This window comes from Pseudohongiella nitratireducens, assembly GCF_001642735.1.
Lineage (GTDB): Bacteria > Pseudomonadota > Gammaproteobacteria > Pseudomonadales > Pseudohongiellaceae > Pseudohongiella > Pseudohongiella nitratireducens.
On the sequence record NZ_LWHM01000030.1, the window covers coordinates 45,993 to 66,488 of the forward strand.

The window sequence follows — 20,496 nt, forward strand, 5'->3', positions numbered from 1 at the left end:
CATTAAGGTGTTGCGCCGTTATACACTTCCTGCCAGTTAATTAGACGGTCGTGATTACGGAACACACCAAACTCCAGACGCGCACGGGGATTATCGTCATAGTCATTCCCCTCATGAGGCCAGCTATAGCGCAGGAAAGGCAGCCCAAGCGCATCAAGATCCAGTTCAACATCAACAGTACCACTGTTGCCTTCGCCAGGGGCTGTTGCCGTCATCGGCGCATCCGTTGGGTTAGTGGCACTCTCTGTGCCGTTGACCAGGCCGTTGTTAAACTCAGGTGCTCCCGGCGTAACAATACTGGTTTCGCCACTATCGAGATCACTGGTATAGGTTCCTGGAAGCAGATCAAGCTCGGCAGCTGAAATAATCGTACAGTCATCTGCAGTATTGATGACAAAGCGCTCGCCATCAAAATACTCAACCCGGAAAGTTATCGGCAAGTTCTCCGTTTCCGGACCGTAAGCATTATCGACAATCAGCCGACCATAGTAATAATCATGCCTTGCGATCTCCGAATAATCTTCATCGCCCTCGGTAATTTCAGTATCCAGGTCTGATGCGGCCAGTGTCACGCCGTCACTGTCGGTAGGTACAAATGCAATGATCAGATCTTCAAAGGGACCATCAGGATCGGCAGGGTTCGCTCGTTCAAAGATCACGTTACCCTCCAGTTCAAGTTCGCCCCCATTAACAGCAGACCACTGCGCCTGGTATGTGGCAGGCATGGTGTCATTGCTCAGCCGGACAGTCAGATCATTGTTGTCGTTACCCGTAACTTCTTCGATAGCCTTAAGGTTCAGGTCGTCGTATTCATCCAGTTTGGCAAAACCAGCTCGATAGTTTTCCGTTGTCTGTCCCTGAACATTTCTGGCTACCAATTCTATGTTTAAGCCGAAGGGCTCACCCATGTAGGTAAACGTCGAGGGTGGTGAGCAACTTGCTTCAACCCTGGGCGTCAAACTGACATTCACAATATCGAAACGCTCCGGGTAGAACCGCCCCACATCTTTGGCGCGACCTATTACTGCATCAGTGGAAAGATATGTTGTCGGGTCTTCGGAAAAATCGACCAGCTCAGCATCAATATCAATAATGCCCACTTCGTTATAATTGGTTTCAAGGCGGCCGACACCATCCACCCCGTAATTGGCGAAATTGCTACGGTTCAAGATGTCCGAGTCCAGTACACCACGAACACCGCCATCGTTTTCCGCCTGGTTAGAAACCACATCCAACTTGATGCGATAGGCATTCAACAAACCTTGTGAATCGCGATAGAAACTTGGCGTCACCGGATTGTCCAGCAGATCAGCTTCATCGCAGGACTGGCTCATGCCATCTACCTCACTGCCATCATCCGGCTGGCCATCCAGGTTGCAATCGTCTGCGGCCTGCCAGGCAACCGAGGAAACAAGGGCTGCAAAATTCTCGCCTGCTTTACGATAAAGCGAACCGTCCTCGTCAGCTGCAACAGATTGATTAGTTCCTGTATCCCGGTCAGCAACGATGGGGCCATCCCCAGACTCAAAGTCCACAGACAGTGCAAACGGGCGGACAACGAAGGTGTTGCTGCTGCCATACATGTAGTCATCCGACAGCTCTGATGTTGGATCATCTGGCACAATAGCACCACCTATCACCGGATTAGTGTCACCAAAAAATCCAAATGGAATATTGTATCGGGCATGTAATTGCATCACACCAACATCAGAGTAGTTGGTCACAATAGTTGCACCAGGATCACCACTGGGCTGGATAATAAAATCCAGTGTGACTGGTGTATACGCTGCCGCATTGGCTGCACTGTTGCTGTTAACCACTGAGATATTCTCACCGTTTACAGAGAATGATGTCCCAGCGGCACAGGCGGCAGGATCGGAACATTCAGCAGCCAGTTCGACTTCCAGTGTTTGACCAGCATCAAAAAGGGGTGCGCATTGCAATGGATCGTTGTCAGAGCTTCTGACAGCCTGTAGCGCAATCAAATCACCACGAGGATCTGTTGAGGAAGGCTTGCCTGCGATCTGAGTGCGGATTTGGTAGTCGCCTTGTGTCTCATTATAAAAGGCAAAACCCGCCTCAACAATTGTCATATCCGGATCTTCAACTTCAATAGCACCACTGGTAACGCCTGCCACATTGACATTAACCAAATCGGGCACTTGAGCTTCAACTGTATGATTAAACAATAGTGTGACGGAAGACTCCCCTGGCGGGAAGGTGTAGGTAGCAGCACCATTATCTCCCTGGGCAGAGACTGACGTCAGCGTACCCGAGCCCTGAAGTATTCTCGACCAGGTCCCTTTTGTCGTGCTTGTCGTAAGGTTAACAGACTCACCCGAGGCATATACACCGTGCACACTATCATGGCCTGTAATAGTAACGGGAATACCGACACAGGAAATACCTGTTCCGGAATGTGAAATACTGTAGTGATCTATTTGACCAACAGCAGAATACCCACATTGGTCTGTTGCTGTTTCCACCGTGACATCCCGGATAAAGAACTTCCGGTCAAGCTCGTAACCTTCATTGATACGAAAACGGATTTCTGTCGTATCGCTAAAGCTCTGACTAGCATTGCCCAGTGCTGTTGTTATGTTATATTCGGCAAGTATCGCCGTATTGGTGTTATCAACCGTGATACCTGTAAAGTTCTGCAACGTCACCCAACTATCTGATGATGAGCCTCTGGCCTCCACAACAAACGAGTCACTGAATGCCAAGGCATTATGGCCATAATGGAATTTCAGCCAGACGTCTTCTGTATATGGGAGGTTCATCGGATCCAGATCAATGACACGCGACAGTGATGGCTCAATACTGTTATTGGCTGCTGTCGTGCTGGACGTCAATTGCAGGCTGCCATTGACCACCTGTACATTCCCAGCATTAGCACCCAACCCGGTGCCGGCGCCAGTAATTCCATCAACTTCTTGCCAGACATCTTCAAAATTCAATGTACCGTCATTATTATTAAAGGCTGCAGTAGTAAACAAGTCAGCGAATGTAATCGGCGTCAGAACTTCATTATAAATAAAACTTGGATCTTCCGAGCCCAACTCTCTTGCAACTCCATTGGTGACATTCACACTCACGGTTGCACTACTGCCATGGGCAAGACGAAGTTCAACGTCACCCTGATCAGCAGCCACGAACCGATAAATCGCCTGACCGTCATTGGCCCCACCAAAATTTGTAAGGACACCTGAACTATTCTGTAACTGCCAGATACCTTCACCAGTGCTTGTAGAAAGACGGATGCTGCCATAGTAGTCAGTATCTACATCATGGCTAAGTCCTTCATGCTTGGTGATACGAAGCACACCAGCTTCACAGACTGACCCTGATTGCACCTGTGAAATACTGAAGTGGCCGATATAACCATCTTCCACAACATGCAAGGCATCCAGTCGACGGTCATTGGATGTATTCTGAAAAATGCCCAGGGCCTGGTCACCGACAAACAGATTTGAGGTTGAGTTAGGCGTATTTTCCAGATCCAGTTGAACAACATCATCCCGAGTGAACAATGTTCCTGTCACTGGATCTAAGCCGCTACCGATGGTTGTGGTTGTATTGCTTGTAGACAACGCAAAGTTTTGAATGGTCTCAGTAGCATCACTGCCATCAACACGTACATAGAAAGCATCGACATCAACATTACCAGCACCTTCTGCCGGGCCAAACACATCGCCATCGCTGCCGTCGAGATAAATTTCTGCCTGGCCTGCATTCGGGCCAGAGCGCCAGATTCGGACGACATCGGAAGCAGTAAAGCTCAGGTTATTGCTACCAACCGTGCCACCGGTAGTGGTCGAAACCAGAACAGAACAGGTTCCATGACCTTCATCCCCATCACAGTCATCCATGACATATACTGAATTTATATTTACGGATGCCGGGTTACTGAATACGGTCGACCCTTGCAGAAACATTTCAGCCTGGCCTGAAATCGGATCGTAACGCACAAGGTCAGCTGGGCCAAAGGAGACATTATTTTGCCCAATGGAGCTTGCAGCACTTGCTGACAGGACGATGTGGCCGTTCTTCAGCAAGTGGACTGCATTGGCATCATCGACACCAAACCCAAGTGCACTGTTGTCAAAATACATCTCTGCTGTATCAGTCGCAGGATCATAAATAACCAGGTCATCGTTAGAGAACGGCCCTAATCCACCAATGGTGGTTGAATCACTCAGATCACTCACAGAAAGCAGGAATTTTTCCTGGGATGCCACAGGAGGACCCACAATCTCTGTGCTGTCCGTAGCTGAGTTATTGCCAGGAAAACGGTCAAAATTGTATGCACCTGCTGTCACCTGAGCGGTATTGCTGACATTGAAACCGATACCCCCGGTCACATCCACGTTCAGCGTTAACGTGGTACTGGCATTCATCGCCAACGTTCCACTGTAGGTGCAATTCAACGTAGGAGATGTGGTACTGCAGTTCCAATCACTACCAGATGCGCTGACGAAATCTACTCCCGTTGGCTCCGCATCACTGAGTGTGAATGGCGTAGTGGTAGCATCAGGCCCCAGGTTGGTTACCGTCAACAAATACTGAGCAGATTCACCTGATTCAAGAATGGTAGCCACTTGTTTTGCCATTCTCAGATTGGTGAAACGTCCTTCGATAACGGTATTAATGCTGGCAACGTTATTGTTATTATCGGTTTTATTTTCCAGATCATTGATATCAACCCCACCATTCTGCAGGTCATTACGATTGTCAAACTGGGGCACCCTGTCACAAGTGGCTGGATCAGGCGATATACCTGCCGCCGGAACTGTGCAGTTCCCGCCGGAATGCAGCACCCTGACCGTTGCTTTTTCGGTATTGCTTTGCAACGGGAAGTAAGTGGGGGGCTCACCAACCTCCACCTCAACAGTCAGCAGCGGCAGACTGTCTCCGCCGTCAAGCTGGCCACCGGGTAATGTTGTCAAATCATAAACACAGGTAAAGGCACCGGGGTCCAGGCTGACATTGCTACAGGTCCAGCCGGCACCACCGACAGACCCAGCATTCGCCAATGTCATGCCATCCGGCAGGCGCTGTGTAACAATAATCTCACCGGTCGCTTCATCATCGGTGCCGCTGCTGTTACCGTTATTTCGGACATTAATATAGTATTCGCCCGTTTCACCCACTTTGAAGGGACTGGAATCGGTAATAAATACTTCGATATCCGCAATCGGATAATTGGTAAATGCCACAACCTCTGATACCAGCATCACCAGGTCCTGACCCGCGCTGTAGCGTGTCGTGATGCGTTCAGCTTCGTTGCCCACCTGGCCGAAATCTTCAAGCCGGGTATGACTTAGATAATGCGTGTCAACATCAATACCCCAGGTAGCGCCGATACGATCACCACCATTGTCCTGTTGGCCAGGTGAAACAGGGAAATCCAGTTCATAGCCATCATTGTTGGGACCAGCCGTTGAATCAAACTCCAGGAAATTACTGGGTGCCAGGGTGTAGATAGGCCGGGTAATGGTTGAGTTAAACTCACGACCATCGGGATTGAAACTATTTGGCAATGTACTGAACGATGTGGAACCTGGTGCGGTTTGGATGCCCAGAGATTCATCACCATTAAACAACTGCTCATCACCCTCAACAGTAAAGTGTGTTACCTGACCATTTGGCTTCAGCAAACTGGGGTCATAGGTTGCCATGCGGAAGTTCCTTGGCACCAATGTAAACGCAGAATACTGAAATGGCTGAAAGCCGTGAAACAGGTTGATCACACGGACATGCTCATTCGGGTGCTCAAAGATGGCAATCAGTGACCAGCCACCGGCGCAGGTACCATTACTGTTCCATGGTGCACCCGTTTGAACTGACAGATTCTTTAATGTGTAATTACCGGTACTGGTAACAATGTCAGTGACATCAGCAAAACCGGCAAAGAAGTCAGCCGACACATCCGTAACATCTTCAATGATAAAGACATCCTCGGCCACGACATTCACTTCAGAGCCAGTGGGGCCAAACGTGACTTCATTATCTGCCTGAGCTTGTGTGCCCGAACCAGTCCAATACAGGAAGGCGGACTTCATTTGCGAGCCGACCGGAAGGTTAAGTGTTGCAGAACTTCCAGTAGCAGGGTTCACCATGGAACAGTCCAAAGACGCGTTGACTGTTAATTGCGTACTAGATGGTGTATCCCGCATAGAATTACCAATGGCGCGATAGTTGACACGACCGGCATAGGTTTCATACAAAAGCACAGGGACGAACCCGTCGGCTAATGGCTCACCTGTCACTAGCGGATTAAAGGCCACTACCGCATGCGCATTGATACTGGGACCACCCAGGCCGGACCGGAATGGCTCTGAAACCTCCAGCAAGCCCATGGAAGCCAGGACCCCCGCAGAACCCGCCGTTTTGCCCCCGGTCGGATTCGCTGCCAGGTTATTCTCACGATAAGGCGGATTGTTCTGCACTGAGGGCTGGGGTCCACCCCACAAATCCTCCATGGTGATGGCAGGCTGAACAGCGCCAAAGAAGTAGGAGTTGGCGTCATTGCTGGTGTCATTATTGGTAATGGCACTAACGACAAAAGCATTATTTTTGTTAGTCGTGATGTTGGTAACAGACGGATGAACACCATTAACACGACTTCCGGTATAGGTACTGCCATTCACTGGCCCATTAGCCGGAGTAGTGGCATTGGGTTGCGGTATTTCTTGAGCAACGCCCGTCACCGAGAGGAGACAAATCGACGGGCTCCCCACGCCATTGTTAAACTGCCCATTATACGTGCCCGCACCATTGGGCAAGTCATCATCGAGTATGGCCCAGATCTCGGTAGTAGCGCGCTGGGAATTATTATTTCTTTCACGATGAACACGCGTCATCGCCTGACCTGCAAACGTTGCAGTCGTATTTGTTGTCGAGTTTCCAATCTGCATAGTCGCCATTATCACGACTCGACTACGCAGGGCCGGGTCACTGTTTTCGGCAGGAATAGCGACGCTGGTTGAAGTGCCGTTATTGGTGCAGGAAGGGCCGTCAAAAATTTGCGGGAAGCAACTGCTATAGAACAGGTCAGGGTCGTAGGCTCCGTCTTCTTCAATGCCATCATCATCCGCATCAAAGTTGATGGTACCGGTCACCTGGCTGCGGAAATTCAGCGTCACGCTGCCGTTATCTCCAGCATCAAAGGCATAATCAGCAATACCAGTATCTGCACCTGTCGGCGCTGTTAACGTACCCTGTGCCCCCCCTGGTTGCACCCAGTCACCGTAGCCGGTGTTATTACTGATTCTCAAGGTGCCCGTATAATTGGTTGCCAGGTTGTCGTTTCTGTCGTACACCGCGAATGTCACCGGTGTCACGGCACAGGCGTTACTATTTAGACCGTGAGAAATTCGAACGCTGCAGGATTCCACTTCCAGGTTGGCATCGTACTGATCACCCGAATCCTGAGGATCTGTCGAGATGCTGTCACTGGCATTGAAGTTAACCGGACCGGTACTGCCACTGTGTGTGAAATTAAAGGTTGCACTGCCATTATCTGACAAGTCAAAGGTGTAGCTGGCACTGCCGTCTTCTGCAAAGGGATCGTTTAGCGTACCCGAACCGGAGCTGATACTCTGCCAGGTGCCCTCACCTGTGCTGGTAGAGAGGTTCACTGTTCCGGTGTAATTGTTCGCAGGGCTACCGTCAAAGTCATACAGAGCCACCGTCACCTGTGCCAATGAGCAGACATCCGTGGTGCCAGTATGCGTAATCCGAAAAATACACTCACCAATCACCAGGTCAGGATCATATTGGCCGCTTGGCTGATTGACTCCCGATGCCACCAGGTTGAAATTCACTGTTTCAGCGGTGTCATCAGCAAACTGTAATGTAATCGTGCCCTGATCGTCTGGCGTAAAGAAGTAAGATGCAGCACCGGTATCGATACTGCCCGGGTTTAAGGTACCGAAAGCATCAGAGGCTGTCCCGGTCTTGGACCAATTGCCTCCAGTTACCCCGGCCGTACTGAGATTCATCAAGCCAGTAAAACCGGTAATCACATCACCATTCGCATCAGTGACGCTGATCGTAATTTCTTCAATCGAACAGATACTGCTGTTGCCACCATGCTGGATTCTGAATTGACAGGAGGCAGACAATTCAAGGTCACCACTGTTTTGCGACACACTCAGACTGTCACTGGTGGTGGCATCGAAGGAGTAAGTCCCCCCCGTGCTGTTTTGATATCCCAGCACTACCTCGGCATTGTCATCCACATGAAACTCATAAGACGCCTCACCATCATTGCCACCACCATTGGTGAGTGTGCCTTGCCCACCGAGAGGGTTGGTCCAGTTTCCCGTGGATGGGTCGCTAGAAATGGTCACGATGCCGGTATAGCCGATGGCAGGATTGCCCGCCGAATCAATCACACCAAGGGTGATACCATTAACGGAGCAGGAGCCTCCCGTGCCGTTGTGTGTAATCGTGACAGAACAGGCACCAATCTCCATTGATAGCGCATAATCTCGCGTCGCAATCTCATTGACAGCGTCGTTTGCGTCAAAGGTAATCGTGCCCGCGGTATTCGTCGAGTAAGCCAGGACCACAACGCCATCATCCGCATCAGCGAAGGTATACTGTGCAACACCAGCTGATGGGTTACTGACTGAGTTCTGCCCTGCTTCAACAGTATACGAACCGTGCAAGCCAGAATTACTCAGCGTCACCGTGCCTGTGTAATCTTCAACCGGGTCGCCCGCCGCATCCCTGACCGTAATGGTGATCAGGGTTTCATCCACACAAAGGCCAAAACTGCTGGCGTGCTCAATCGTGAAGTAGTCTTGGTTGACCGTAAACTGGTTGGAAATCAGAAAATTGTCGCTGGCTCCACCGACAGTGAAACGCAGTGAATACTGCCCTGCATCTCCGGTGATGGTGATGTTATTGAAATTGGCGACACCGCTGGCGTTGGTATTGACGGTCAACGTGCCTGTCAGACTGGGCGAGCCGACAGAGTCCTGAATTGACACTGTCACAGGCACACCGGAAATGGGTGCATTGCCGGGAGCGCCGCTCAGCACAGTAACTTGCGGGCCAGACGAAATGACTGCCCCGCTGGGCACAACAGCTTGCGGCTGCTGTGTTAAAGACATTAATGGCGAGTAATAACGAACCTGAACCCGACCAGAGCCACCACCACCGCCATTACCACCGCGTGAGCCACCACCACCACTACCGGTATTCGGAGAGCCATCCTCCGCATTTGAATTTTGCGAGCCGTCACCAGCGCCACCCGAACCACCGTCACCTGGTGAGTTGGCACCGCCACCACCACCGCCGGCAAAGGTACCGCCAAAGAAAGTACTGGTGCGCCCATTACCACCATCACCGGCGCTTCCGTTGCTGGGAGAGCTTTGACCTGCACCGCCAGCACCGCCACCACCACCGCCAGCATTATTACCCGAACTGAAAAAGCTGGCACTTCGGCCATTACCGCCATTCGCACCAAAGCCACTGCCTCCGGAATTGCCGCCGCCACTGCCACTCGAACTGAAGTTTGAGCCGCCACCACCGCCACTGCCGCCGGAGCTACCATTGACTGATGAATAGCCACCACCACCACCACCACCGGCGGCCGTAATAGTGTTTAATTGTGAAAACGAAGAGGAACCACCGCTGGTGCCCGCATTCCTGCCAGTTCTACCTTGCCCACCTGTACCTACAGTGATATTTGCAGTGTTACCATTAATACCAATGGTGGACTCAATGAACCGCCCTGCACCACCACCACCGCCACTCGCGGTTAAACCGAAGAAACCAGAATCAGCAGTACCACCACCGCCACCACCACCGATGACCAGCACATCCAGAGTGCTGAGACCAGGCGGAGGCGTCAACGTACCATTCCCGGTAAACAGATGGACCGTTCGACCGGATGCAGGACCAGAGCCTGGTGTCGACGTAGATACGCTGCCAGTGACTGCAGCATCCAGCGTGATTGGGCCAGGGACCGGGGTTGTTTGCGCGAACGCAGTGGAATGAAACAATACAACTGAGAGGACTAGCAGCAGACCTGAGAAGTACATGTGCGCAAACTGACAAAACCATCCGGGGTTGTCCTGGGGAAAAATGCCTTTTTGTTTGCCCGTGTCATTCACAATATCAGTGTTCCCAGCCTTATTTAAAGTAGCTGAATGGAGCCATTTTCATGGAAGTTTTATGACTTAATGCAGCGGTGTCTTATTTTAGAATTCTAATATTCGGATTGTAGCCAAATTAATACGATAAATCTGATTCCGAGGCATGATTCCGGTGCAAATTGACCCTAATTATTCCCGTAATCCAGGGATCTTGTATTGCAATAACTACAGCCTGCTAAGAAAATAAATATCAGCTAGATAATACGTAATCGGCCTGATTTCTGATTACTTTTGACCCTTTGAGGACAAAAATCATGGAACTTGAATACAAAGTCATCCAGGCAACGACGCCTTACTTTGGCAAACTGGAGAACTTGCAGCAAGTATTGGAAGAAGAGGAAGAATCAGGATGGGAACTGGTCGAAAAACTGGATAATTACAAAATCCGGGTTCAACGCCATATCAGCCATCGCAGTGATGACAGAAATCGTAGCCGCGACCCCTATCGAACCCAGGTTGGTCCCAGCAATGCGATTACCTACACAGCCGCTGCGATTGGCACAATTGCCGTCGTTTTGCTGGTATTCAAACTGGTAGGCGCATTTTAGGGCCTGAAACTGGTCCTGACCTGCACGGTCCGGCTGACATCGTCACAGATGCCTTCGCTCAGTATGGTGTAATATTCCACTCCATCCACCGTGGCGTCTGTGACACAGCTCACTTCCACACTACAACCTTCCAGTCCTTCAGCCTCGAACTCATATAATCTTGGACTCCCGACATTTTCCGGGCAAATTGCCGTCGTACTGTAGGAAGGAAATTCATCGGGCGGAAACAAGGCATTCATGGCAAACCCGGCGCCAGACTCTGCGGCATAAAACGCCCGGGTCAGTTTCACCTCTTCTTCAAATGTCTCGGCATTCTGGCGCACCAACAGGTTAACGGCGACAGCGATAGTAATCATCAAAGTGATGACGAAAATCGCAGCAGGCAGCCCAATGCCCTGCTCGTTTTTACCAGATAGACGCCATTCACTGCTTTTTATGCGGCTTTTGTTCTCGGAAGAAGTTATTTTAAGGAACATTGCGCATCATGACCTCATGTTTCAGCTGGACCACATCACCTTCACTGGTGAAATTCAGCGTCATCGAAATAATGGCATTACGACGCAAGGTCGCCGGCAAAATAGAAAACGCGGCCAGTCCGGTATTATCGATCGTATCGCTGATCAACTGGCGGTCTGGCACTGATGTCGGTAAGCAGGATGCAGTGTCCGGGTCGCATTGCGTGGCCTGAAAATCATAATTCTGATAGCGATACAGGTTGTTATCTTCCAGGCAGAAACTGACCGGTTGCATGGCAATATAAATGCGATCAACCGGAGAACGTCGGGAAAAACGATGAGTGCTGTCCAGGTAGACCGTCACTTTGCCGTCAGCTCCTCCGGTATCGGTGATCGCATCAACCAGCGCACGCGGACCAGGCGTACCGCCTGTATAGAGCTCATCTGTGTCATCCGGATAAATGACGGCCAGAACACCTGCCGGTGAAGCGTAGGTCAGCGCCGGGTTAAAGTCGATCACTTCAAACTCATCTCCGCCACTGCCTGTGAATGGCGGATCAACGTAGTTAGTAGCCGCTTCAAAGGGAATGAATTCAATACATTGATCACCGCCAGCTCCGGCTGCGGTCGTTCGGATACTGTTGGGCACGGCATTATGCAACTCCAGCGCCAGCCGGTCGACCACGGTTCGCCCTGAGCTGGTGAGTTGATTGCGATTGCCAGAAGCCAGCACGCCATCCACCGTATCGGAAATGAAAGTCACAATCCCCAGGGCCAAAATGACAGAAATCAGCATGGTTACCACGATCTCTATCAGAGTAAACCCGTTGTCACGCTTGTGATTTCGATAGCGATTCATCAGAAGTTCGCCTTGTACGCGCTGAATTTCCAGCCATCCGGTTCGCTGGCATGGCTGACTGTCACGGTAATCAATTTGGCATCCTGGGCATCCGTCAGATCATTCGGCTCGGTAGCCAGATCCTCTTCAGCGCCACCGCCACCCAGCTCCAGATACCGGACTGAAACACGCACCCGGAACTCATCATAACCGGAGCGAGTATTGCCCTCTGCATCCTGCAGCGGCGTGGCCTGCTCAAACCCTTCATCCAGGCCATCATAGTCATCCACATCATCAAATTCGTCACGGGTGGTTTCCCCACCATCAAGGCCGAGGTCAACGGCATCCGTACAATTGGTTCGACAAGGTGGAATGCCTCGTGGGACCGAATGCTCATCAAACCGCTTGGAGAGAATCTCATCCAGGTAACTTTGCGCCAGCGCCAGGGCACGGGTTTGCGGGATCACATCCGAACTGCGACTCAAGGCACCTGACAAAGAGGTCGTGACACCATAAAGTGCGATCGCCAGAATCACGATCACGATAACCAGCTCGATCAGTGTGACGCCTTTTTGTTTGCTACCTGACTTCATTGGCTGTCTATTTTGACGCCTCTGATTACCCACTGCCACTGTTTCGGTTGTGCCCGCCTCTTTCAAACTAGTCACGGCAATCACCTACGAAGGGAAAGCCAGCGTCAGACCAGCAGATTGAAAAAGCAGGATCATTATCAATACAAAAGCGAGCGGCATCGGTGATGGTAATGGGATACCCCCCGGCGGTGCTCACGCCACCTTCCAGCAGATTACCCAACTCATCGTAATACAGACGGAATACGGCGGCACCACTGACGGTTGTGCCGCCAGGCGTTGTACCGCAACTGTCTGTTTCATTGACATCAGCCGACAGCGTGATCGAGCGATTAGACAATGTCGCCTGCTGCAACTCACCCGTGCTGTCACTGACAGACATGTTGAGATTATTCCCAACCGATTCTATTTCAAGGTAGACATCGCTACGGCCAATGGCACGTTGCTGGGCTGAGCGGGCAAGGGAAGTGATTTGATCTCGAGCCAGAAAGGCATTGTAGGTGTCGTCGCGAAGGACGCGGGACATGGTGACTGCGGCGATGATGCCGACCAGGGCGATGACGACGACCATTTCGACGAAGGTGAAGCCAGAATGTCTCACGTTCATGCGGCGCCCTTTCATTACAACTGAATTCGCCCCTTCCAGAAAACCTGTAAGGGGCGAACATTTGTTTACACTAAAGAAGTCACTATTATCAAACTTCTTTTATTACCATACACAAATTATCAATCTGTATTCAGGGCCAACTCAGTGCCTTGAAGAGTTACATCACCTGTAGTTAGGCTGTAATCAATCTGAGGAATCGTAACAGCTGGAGCTGTAGTTGATGTACCTTCTTTAAACTGTCCTACGTAAAAATAAGAACAGCTGGTTGTGTCTGCAACAGCATCGCCCTGTGCATAATTGTTGATTGCTACAAAATCAGCATCTTGATCAGTACCATTAGTTGAATTTGATACTGCCTCTACTAATGTCTCGTAGTCGCCGACAGTAGCTTCGTATCCGCCACCTGCCGCCACATCTGGGTGACCACTCTGAAGCAGTGTGTCAAATATATCAGCACAGGCAGTTGCATCAATAGTCGTTGCATCACCGATAGGATAACCATTGCTATTTGCGTACAATGTCCCTGAGCCATCAGGGTAATCAACTGCTGCAGTGGTGCTTTGGCCAGTGGCTACCCATGTCGCACGGAATAGTGCCGACCCGCTGTTTAAACCTCCAACAACACCTTCTACAACAGCGTCATGCGCCTCGTCAGTCACGTCCATAAAACGTGGCAGTGCAGTTGCAGCCAGGATACCTAACAGCAGAATAACCACGACCAGTTCGATAATCGTGAAACCATCCTGTCGTTTCGCTTTCAATTGAATGTTCATTTCCTCACTCCTCATTATCGGACCAGTGTGTGGCCACTAAAAGCTGATCAAATTCTGATCAATTTAACTATTACGAATAAATCCGTGTTCCCCAACATTTGCCCCGAACATTTATCATTCTTTCGAAATCGAATCTTGAGGCTCGTTCAGTTCGGTATCTCTGAGGATCCGAACAACTTGAGTGTATGCTAGCAACCGTTTTTGTCCCTTTCCATAGACCAGGTGGCTAACGTACCCCAATTTTTCCTAAACGACCCGTTTTTTACCCGGCCGCTTACGAAATCTTTAAATCTTTGTTTTGCCTGAATAATTCATCAGTTATTCTAGCGTCATGACGTGACAATAGCAAAACAACCCGGCAAAAACGTGAAACAGAACAATTTCAACACCCTGTTTCAGCTTTATACGCTATAAGGCATCAGCTCCGGGAACTGCCGGTGGCGCCGGTATATCCAGGGGTACAGCCGCCCAGCGGTAGGCATAAACGGGTTCAAGCATCATGCCTTCCCAGCCACCGGAGCCATCTCTGGCATACACATTGGCAATACTGAACCTGACACTGTCGATTGGCATCGGGGTTTCGGCATCGGTTCGATACAAGTTTTCCGAACTATCCGCCAAATACACCAGCTCTTGCGTGCTTTCATCAAAATACCAGACGCGTCTTGGCATGGTGCTGACATCGACGCCATTAAACGCGCCAACATAATTACCCGGCGGTGTCAGCATCAAATCCATGGGGTTACCACCTTCCAGTTCACTTGGCCGACTATAACTTTCGCTCACGATCGCCCGCATCATCTGTAGGTTCACTGCCGTATTCAACTGCGCCAGAATGGCTTGAAAGTTGGCCCGCTCAGCTTCGCCCGGGAACTCCCGGTAACGGTCAAATGCAGCGGCAAAGAGGATGGATGCGGCCAGGATATACACCACCATTTCAAACATGGTAAAGCCGCGCTGCCGTCGTTGGGCACCGTGACTTATCGCTTTACCTTGTATTGAGAAGGATCTCATCGCCGTATGACCTGCCCAGTATTCAGAAAATGAGTTTAGGTGATAAATAGTGCGATACCGGCAATTGCGTTATTAATTCGCTGCGCTGCTCAAATCCCAGATCGGCAAGAACACCCCCAATGCCAGAATAAGCACCATACCGGCAATGACCATAATCAGCACAGGCTCTATCGCCTCACCCAACCGCTTTAAATCATACTCTACTTCGGCGTCATAGAAATCAGCTACCTCCTCTAAAAGCTGATCTATTGTCCCGCTTTCTTCCCCTACGGCGATCATTTGCAAAACCAGCGGCGAAAACATCCCGGTATTTACCGCGGTATTGTAAAGGGTTTCACCCCGGGAAATGCCATCCCGCATCTTCAGGATGCGTTTGGCGATAAACCGGTTGTTCACAGCACCAGCGACAATGCCCATACCGTGCACAATCGGCACACCAGCACGCAGCACCATGGAGAATGTGCGGGCAAATTTGGCCAGCGCCACGCGCTCCAGTACATTACCGGCCAGTGGAATAAAGCGTTTTTTCTCATCCCAGATCATGCCGCCCTGGTCCGATTTCTTCCAGGCCTTAAAACCGATAAAGGCAGCCAAGCCGCCACCAATTAAAAACTGCCACCAATTGACCACAAAATCCGAGATACCGAGCAAGATTCGTGTTTCCAGCGGCAATTCGGAGCCAAAACGCGCAAACGTGTCAGAAAAAGCCGGAATCACAAAATAGGTAATGACGCCCAGAGCCACCATAATGGTCAGCATGACAAACGTCGGATAGCGAGTGGCACTTTTTACCTGCTTGGTGGTATTTTTCTCCAGGTTCAGATAATGCCCAATCTGCTCGAATGCCAGATCCAGTCGACCGGTGCTTTCACCGACATCAACCAGTGAGAGAAACAGGCTGGAAAACACCTTGGGGTGACTGGCCATTGCGGTAGACAGTGTCTGGCCAGATTCCAGGTTATGTTGAACGTCTTTCAGTATCTGCTGAAACGTCGGGTTGCGGTTGGATTTTTGCAGACCTGCCAATGCCCGATCCAGTGGCATACCCGCCTTGGTCAGGCTTTGCATTTGCCGGGCAAAGATGATCTTGTCGTCTATGGTGATTTTGCGGCGTTTCATCACCTGGTTGAGCGCTTTGAAGGCATCCTCATTCCAGTCGATATCGCCAATCCCTGATTGCTTTTTACCCGATCTGCCTGCACCACCTTTTTTATTACTGTCCGCTTTGGCCTTGCGAGATTTACCCGGTCCGGAGGAAGGCTGGATATCGATAGGGGTTATCCCCTGCCCAAGCAACTCATTGGCAGCCGCATCCAGCGACCCCGCTTCCACCACACCAGAAACCGATGCGCCCCGACTATTACGTGCTTTATAGCTGAAAAAAGCCACGTTTAATCATCCTCCTTCCAGGGAATGATATGCTCGGATGGTGCGGTTTTTTCGGTATCTTCATTTGCAATCGGTGTACTTGGGCCCTCATTGCCGGGCTTGGGGTTTACCCCAGTCTCATCTGCTATTGACTCAGATTCAGTCACTTCCGTTGAGTCGGCAACGGTCGCTTCTGCATTGATGGTGGCATCGTCCGTTTCTTCTTCCACCTGTTCAGCGACACGGAACACTTCTTCCAGGCTGGTCACACCCTGAATCGCTTCCTGCAAGGCACTGTATACCAGTGGCTGGTAGCCTTTGCTGCGCCTGGCCGCTTTGACAAATCCAGACGCGTCGGAGCGTCGCAGGGCATCTGCCATTTCATCGTTAATGATCAACAGCTCAAAAACACCGATACGACCACGATATCCCGTATTATTACAGCGGTGACAACCTCCGGGTTGCTGCAGAGTCAGTGATTGCGTGACCGGGATACCAACAACATGCTGAATCCAGCTACGTTCGCGGGCATCCGGCTGATAATCAGAGCAGCAGTTATCGCAGAGGCGGCGCACTAGGCGCTGCGCCAGCACAGCCTTGATAGCCGTAGCCGCCAGGAACCCTTCGGCACCCATATCGACCAGGCGCATGGCACTGGATACCGCATCATTGGTGTGCAGAGTCGACAACACCATGTGACCGGTCATCGCTGCTCGCAGGGCGATTTCTGCAGTTTCCTGATCACGAATCTCACCCACCAGCAGGATATCCGGGTCCTGGCGCAAACAGGCCCGCAATACTCGAGCGAAATTGAGCCCGATCTTGGGGTTGATCTGAACCTGGTTGATTCGTTGCAGACGATATTCCACCGGGTCTTCAACGGTAATAATTTTCTTGCCGACTTCATTCAGCTCCTGCAGGGCACCATAGAGCGTGGTGGTTTTACCAGAACCCGTTGGCCCTGTTACCAGAATCAAGCCATGAGGCTGATGGATCAGGCGACGAAACTGCATCAGCATGTCATCTGCCATACCGACATTATCCAGGTCAACCGCACCATCGGTCTGGTCCAGCAGACGCATCACCACCGATTCGCCATGCTCGACCGGCATGGTCGATAGACGCACATCCAGTTTGCGCTCTTTCACTTTCAGGCTGAAGCGGCCATCCTGAGGCAGACGTTTCTCAGAGATATCCAGCCCGGACATCAACTTCAAACGCAGCACCAGTGCCGGAGCAACACGTCGCTCTTTTACGATCTGTTCCTGCAGTACCCCATCAATACGCTGGCGGATACGCAGCACCATCTCATCCGGTTCAATATGGATATCCGAAGCACGCACCTGTACGGCATCTTCAAACAGCGATTTCAGCAGCTTTACCACCGGTGCATCACTATCATCTGCCTGCGGCGCCAGATTAGCCAGGTCAAACTGACCTTCAGTCAGCTCTTCATCCAGTTCTTCGGCAAATCCGGCAATTTCATCGGTGCGGCGATACACAATATCAAGCGTGGCCAGTAACTCGCTTTCCCGAACCACAGCGATATCAACAGGCTGCTGCAGAATTTGCTCCAGGGCATCAGAGGCATAAATATCGGTTGGGTCGGCCATACCCACCAGTAACATGCCGTCGCGCTCGGACAGAGCGATGGCACGAAAACGGCGGGCATGTGTTTCTGAGAGGCGCTGCACAGTAGCAGCATCGAAGCGATAACGGCGCAAATCAACAAACGGGACATTCAATTGCTCAGACAGAAACTCCAGGAATTTATCTTCCTGGATGAATCCGAGATTGATCAACGTCCGACCCAGGCGCAAGCCAGTGGATTTTTGCTTGGCCAGTGCCTGCTGGAGCTGATCTTCGGTGATCACATTATTACTGACCAGTAAGTCACCGATTCTGATTTTTTGTCTTACTGCCATATCACTTCCACAAAAGAGTCCGGTATGTATTATTGGGCTGGAGTGGGGGACGCCAGGCGACGTTCAATTTGCGCACGCAGATTTGCACTCAATCCAGGCTGTTGCAAGGCCTGCTGATAAACCTGTCTCGCTTCTGCCGCATTGCCAACACGTAAGTGAGCACTTCCCAGCCCATACAATAACGGCGCCGTATCAATGCGAGGGTCCGCCAGCCGCAATAGTGACTGGTAGGATTCAATCGCATCCGTATATTCCCCCCCAGCCAGTTGCGCCGTAGCCAGCAGGTTATGGTATTCAGGGTCATTGGCCACAGAGGGGGGCGTCGCTGCCAACAAAGCTAATGCATCTGGTACTTCTGACTGTCCCAACAAAATTCGTGCCTTCACTTTTTTGTAACCCGGGTGCGCTGGCGAAATCTGCAGGCCCAACTCAGCTGCCTGTAAGGCGCGTTCAATCTCACCTTGCTGAATCAGCAATTTTGCCAGTGTTTCCCGCGACTGGTGTGCCTCGGGGTTTTCGTAGGCAAACCCGTCCAGCATTTGCAACGCTGTCAGTTGCTGACCTTGTGACCACAGCGTCAACGCATCTTGCACCTGCAAACGATCACGCTCTGACAGAGGCATTTCACGTGACTGTCGCTCAATGACCGGCTCCGCTGCTGCAGGTTGCAGTGACTGAGATTCAGTCATCGGGGCCAGGTTGCCAGACGCAGTAGACTGCTGTGAACCAGAGTTGTCGCTGACTGTCTGTGTGCCAGACTGGGTATTACCTGTCCAGTCCACAGAGTTCCAGCCGCCTGCTGGCGATGCATCGTTTGGATTTGTTAACGCAGCACCAGCACGATTGGCTGCTTCCAGCTCTGCCAAACGAGCCTGCAATGCAGCAATGGTTGCAGCTTCATTACCGGTATTACCGCTGCCTTCGGTCATTGCATTATTAGCAGAGCCAGATTGACTTTGCTGACCTGCCGAAGAAACGACATCATCTACCGCAGCACCTATCTCAGTACCACTACGCTCAGTACCACTACGCAAATCTGCCAACTGCCCCGAATTGCCCCTGTCACTGAGCAACACCCACAGTATGAACAAGATCACGACTACAGCCACTGCACAGGTAATGATCAACGGCAGCTTTGACGATTCACTCCGACGTTGACGCTCTGATGCTGGCGTTAATTTTTTTGCAGCATTACCTTTGACTGGCACACCGCGGCGTCGAGCATCAAGGTCTTTCAGCATGTCATTAACCAGACTCATAACGCATCACCTCACGTAAAAGTTCAGCATATACAAGGCTATCAAAACCCCGACAACGCCCAGACCAATACCTGCAATTTGTACCGGGGACAGACTGCGCTTAACAGGCTCAACTCCCTCGGTATCTTCGATTGCCTTTTCAATGTGTTCGCGGTCAACCTGGCGGTCGCCACGACCAAATGCCACCATCATGGCTTTGTGGCTAAGAATATTCACCAGCCGGGGAATGCCGTGACTGGCCGCATGAAGATCATCCAGCGCACGTGTGGTAAAAACTGCTGCACCATTGTAGCCAGCCGTAGAGAGCCGGTGGCTCACATAACGTTCAATTCCTTCCCGGTCCAAAGACTCCAGGTGGTAGGAAAACGTAATACGCTGCAACAACTGACGCAGTGACGGCTGTGCCAGCATCTCATCCAGTTCAGGTTGGGCAAAAAGGATGACCTGGAACAGTTTGGCTTGCTCGGTCTCCAGATTGGTCAGCAAACGCAGCGCTTCCAGCGTTTTCTCCGGCATGGCATGGGCTTCGTCAATAAACAGGACAACCTGACGGCCTTCCGCCGAACGCTCCATCAACACCTGGGTAATCTGTTTTAACAGACTGTGATGGCCGATATCGTTATCAACCTGCAGCCCGAGCTCTTCGGCAAAGGCCAGAAACAATCCCTTGGGACTCAGCACCGGATTGGCAATATAGGCTGTAATATAAGTTTCTTTGTCTTCTTCGAGAGAATTAAGCACTTTCCGGCACAGCATGGTCTTGCCAGTACCCACTTCACCTACCACTTTGATGAAGCCTTCCATATTGGCAATAGAAACCATAAGCATATTGTAAGCCTTATGGTAACTGGCCATATTCAGGAAAAATTCAGTATTCGGTGTTAAAGAGAACGGCAGTTCCCGGATACCAAAGTGCTCAAGATACATAATCGCTTCCCGATAACCGC

General features: G+C 51.0%; 12 protein-coding genes. 1 reads left to right on the forward strand and 11 read right to left on the reverse strand.

Features of this window, described 5'->3' with window-relative positions:
* Positions 1 to 2: 2 nt before the first annotated feature.
* The gene (locus tag PSCS_RS10355) at positions 3 to 10,130 is read right to left on the reverse strand and encodes a DUF6701 domain-containing protein (protein ID WP_157885691.1); all 10,128 of its coding nucleotides are present in this window, start codon (positions 10,128 to 10,130) and stop codon (positions 3 to 5) included.
* A 296-nt stretch (positions 10,131 to 10,426) separates the two neighbouring features.
* Here PSCS_RS10355 and PSCS_RS10360 point away from each other — a divergent pair, with 296 nt between their 5' ends.
* Positions 10,427 to 10,720 (forward strand): hypothetical protein, encoded by a 294-nt coding sequence (locus tag PSCS_RS10360; protein WP_068812037.1) that lies wholly within the window; start codon positions 10,427 to 10,429, stop codon positions 10,718 to 10,720.
* On the opposite strand, the gene PSCS_RS10365 is transcribed toward PSCS_RS10360, so the two are convergent.
* From PSCS_RS10365 to PSCS_RS10410, 10 genes are all read right to left on the reverse strand, one after another.
* A complete protein-coding gene (locus PSCS_RS10365; protein WP_082866555.1) occupies positions 10,717 to 11,196 on the reverse strand; it encodes a hypothetical protein in 480 nt (159 codons plus the stop codon). The two genes, PSCS_RS10360 and PSCS_RS10365, sit on opposite strands and share 4 nt — an antisense overlap.
* Entirely contained in the window at positions 11,186 to 12,034 is an 849-nt protein-coding gene (locus tag PSCS_RS10370) for a PulJ/GspJ family protein (RefSeq protein WP_068812038.1), read from the reverse strand. The genes PSCS_RS10365 and PSCS_RS10370 overlap by 11 nt, the downstream gene beginning before the upstream one ends.
* Positions 12,034 to 12,606 (reverse strand): type IV pilus modification PilV family protein, encoded by a 573-nt coding sequence (locus tag PSCS_RS10375; RefSeq protein ID WP_068812039.1) that lies wholly within the window; start codon positions 12,604 to 12,606, stop codon positions 12,034 to 12,036. The genes PSCS_RS10370 and PSCS_RS10375 overlap by 1 nt, the downstream gene beginning before the upstream one ends.
* Before the next feature lie 67 nt (positions 12,607 to 12,673).
* Positions 12,674 to 13,210: a pilus assembly FimT family protein gene (locus PSCS_RS10380; RefSeq protein ID WP_157885692.1), complete on the reverse strand. Its 537-nt coding sequence runs from the start codon at positions 13,208 to 13,210 to the stop codon at positions 12,674 to 12,676.
* 119 nt (positions 13,211 to 13,329) lie between these two features.
* Positions 13,330 to 13,983 (reverse strand): type II secretion system protein, encoded by a 654-nt coding sequence (locus PSCS_RS16275; protein ID WP_068812041.1) that lies wholly within the window; start codon positions 13,981 to 13,983, stop codon positions 13,330 to 13,332.
* 408 nt (positions 13,984 to 14,391) lie between these two features.
* Positions 14,392 to 14,997 (reverse strand): type II secretion system protein, encoded by a 606-nt coding sequence (locus tag PSCS_RS10390; RefSeq protein ID WP_068812042.1) that lies wholly within the window; start codon positions 14,995 to 14,997, stop codon positions 14,392 to 14,394.
* A 72-nt stretch (positions 14,998 to 15,069) separates the two neighbouring features.
* Entirely contained in the window at positions 15,070 to 16,386 is a 1,317-nt protein-coding gene (locus PSCS_RS10395) for a type II secretion system F family protein (protein WP_068812043.1), read from the reverse strand.
* 2 nt (positions 16,387 to 16,388) lie between these two features.
* The gene (locus PSCS_RS10400) at positions 16,389 to 18,290 is read right to left on the reverse strand and encodes a GspE/PulE family protein (protein ID WP_068812044.1); all 1,902 of its coding nucleotides are present in this window, start codon (positions 18,288 to 18,290) and stop codon (positions 16,389 to 16,391) included.
* Positions 18,291 to 18,319: 29 nt separating this feature from the next.
* The gene (locus tag PSCS_RS10405; RefSeq protein ID WP_068812045.1) at positions 18,320 to 19,549 is read right to left on the reverse strand and encodes a tetratricopeptide repeat protein; all 1,230 of its coding nucleotides are present in this window, start codon (positions 19,547 to 19,549) and stop codon (positions 18,320 to 18,322) included.
* 6 nt (positions 19,550 to 19,555) lie between these two features.
* Positions 19,556 to 20,476, reverse strand: a complete 921-nt coding sequence (locus tag PSCS_RS10410) for an ExeA family protein (protein ID WP_068812046.1) — start codon at positions 20,474 to 20,476, stop codon at positions 19,556 to 19,558.
* Positions 20,477 to 20,496: the final 20 nt, after the last annotated feature.

Bases quoted from the DNA above. Each gene is read 5' to 3' on its own strand.
- PSCS_RS10360 (WP_068812037.1), top strand. From the start codon at position 10,427: ATGGAACTTGAATACAAAGTCATCCAGGCAACGACGCCTTACTTTGGC.
- PSCS_RS10365 (WP_082866555.1), bottom strand. From the start codon at position 11,196: ATGTTCCTTAAAATAACTTCTTCCGAGAACAAAAGCCGCATAAAAAGC.
- PSCS_RS10370 (WP_068812038.1), bottom strand. From the start codon at position 12,034: ATGAATCGCTATCGAAATCACAAGCGTGACAACGGGTTTACTCTGATA.
- PSCS_RS10375 (WP_068812039.1), bottom strand. From the start codon at position 12,606: ATGAAGTCAGGTAGCAAACAAAAAGGCGTCACACTGATCGAGCTGGTT.
- PSCS_RS10380 (WP_157885692.1), bottom strand. From the start codon at position 13,210: ATGAACGTGAGACATTCTGGCTTCACCTTCGTCGAAATGGTCGTCGTC.
- PSCS_RS16275 (WP_068812041.1), bottom strand. From the start codon at position 13,983: ATGAACATTCAATTGAAAGCGAAACGACAGGATGGTTTCACGATTATC.
- PSCS_RS10390 (WP_068812042.1), bottom strand. From the start codon at position 14,997: ATGAGATCCTTCTCAATACAAGGTAAAGCGATAAGTCACGGTGCCCAA.
- PSCS_RS10400 (WP_068812044.1), bottom strand. From the start codon at position 18,290: ATGGCAGTAAGACAAAAAATCAGAATCGGTGACTTACTGGTCAGTAAT.
- PSCS_RS10405 (WP_068812045.1), bottom strand. From the start codon at position 19,549: ATGAGTCTGGTTAATGACATGCTGAAAGACCTTGATGCTCGACGCCGC.
- PSCS_RS10410 (WP_068812046.1), bottom strand. From the start codon at position 20,476: ATGTATCTTGAGCACTTTGGTATCCGGGAACTGCCGTTCTCTTTAACA.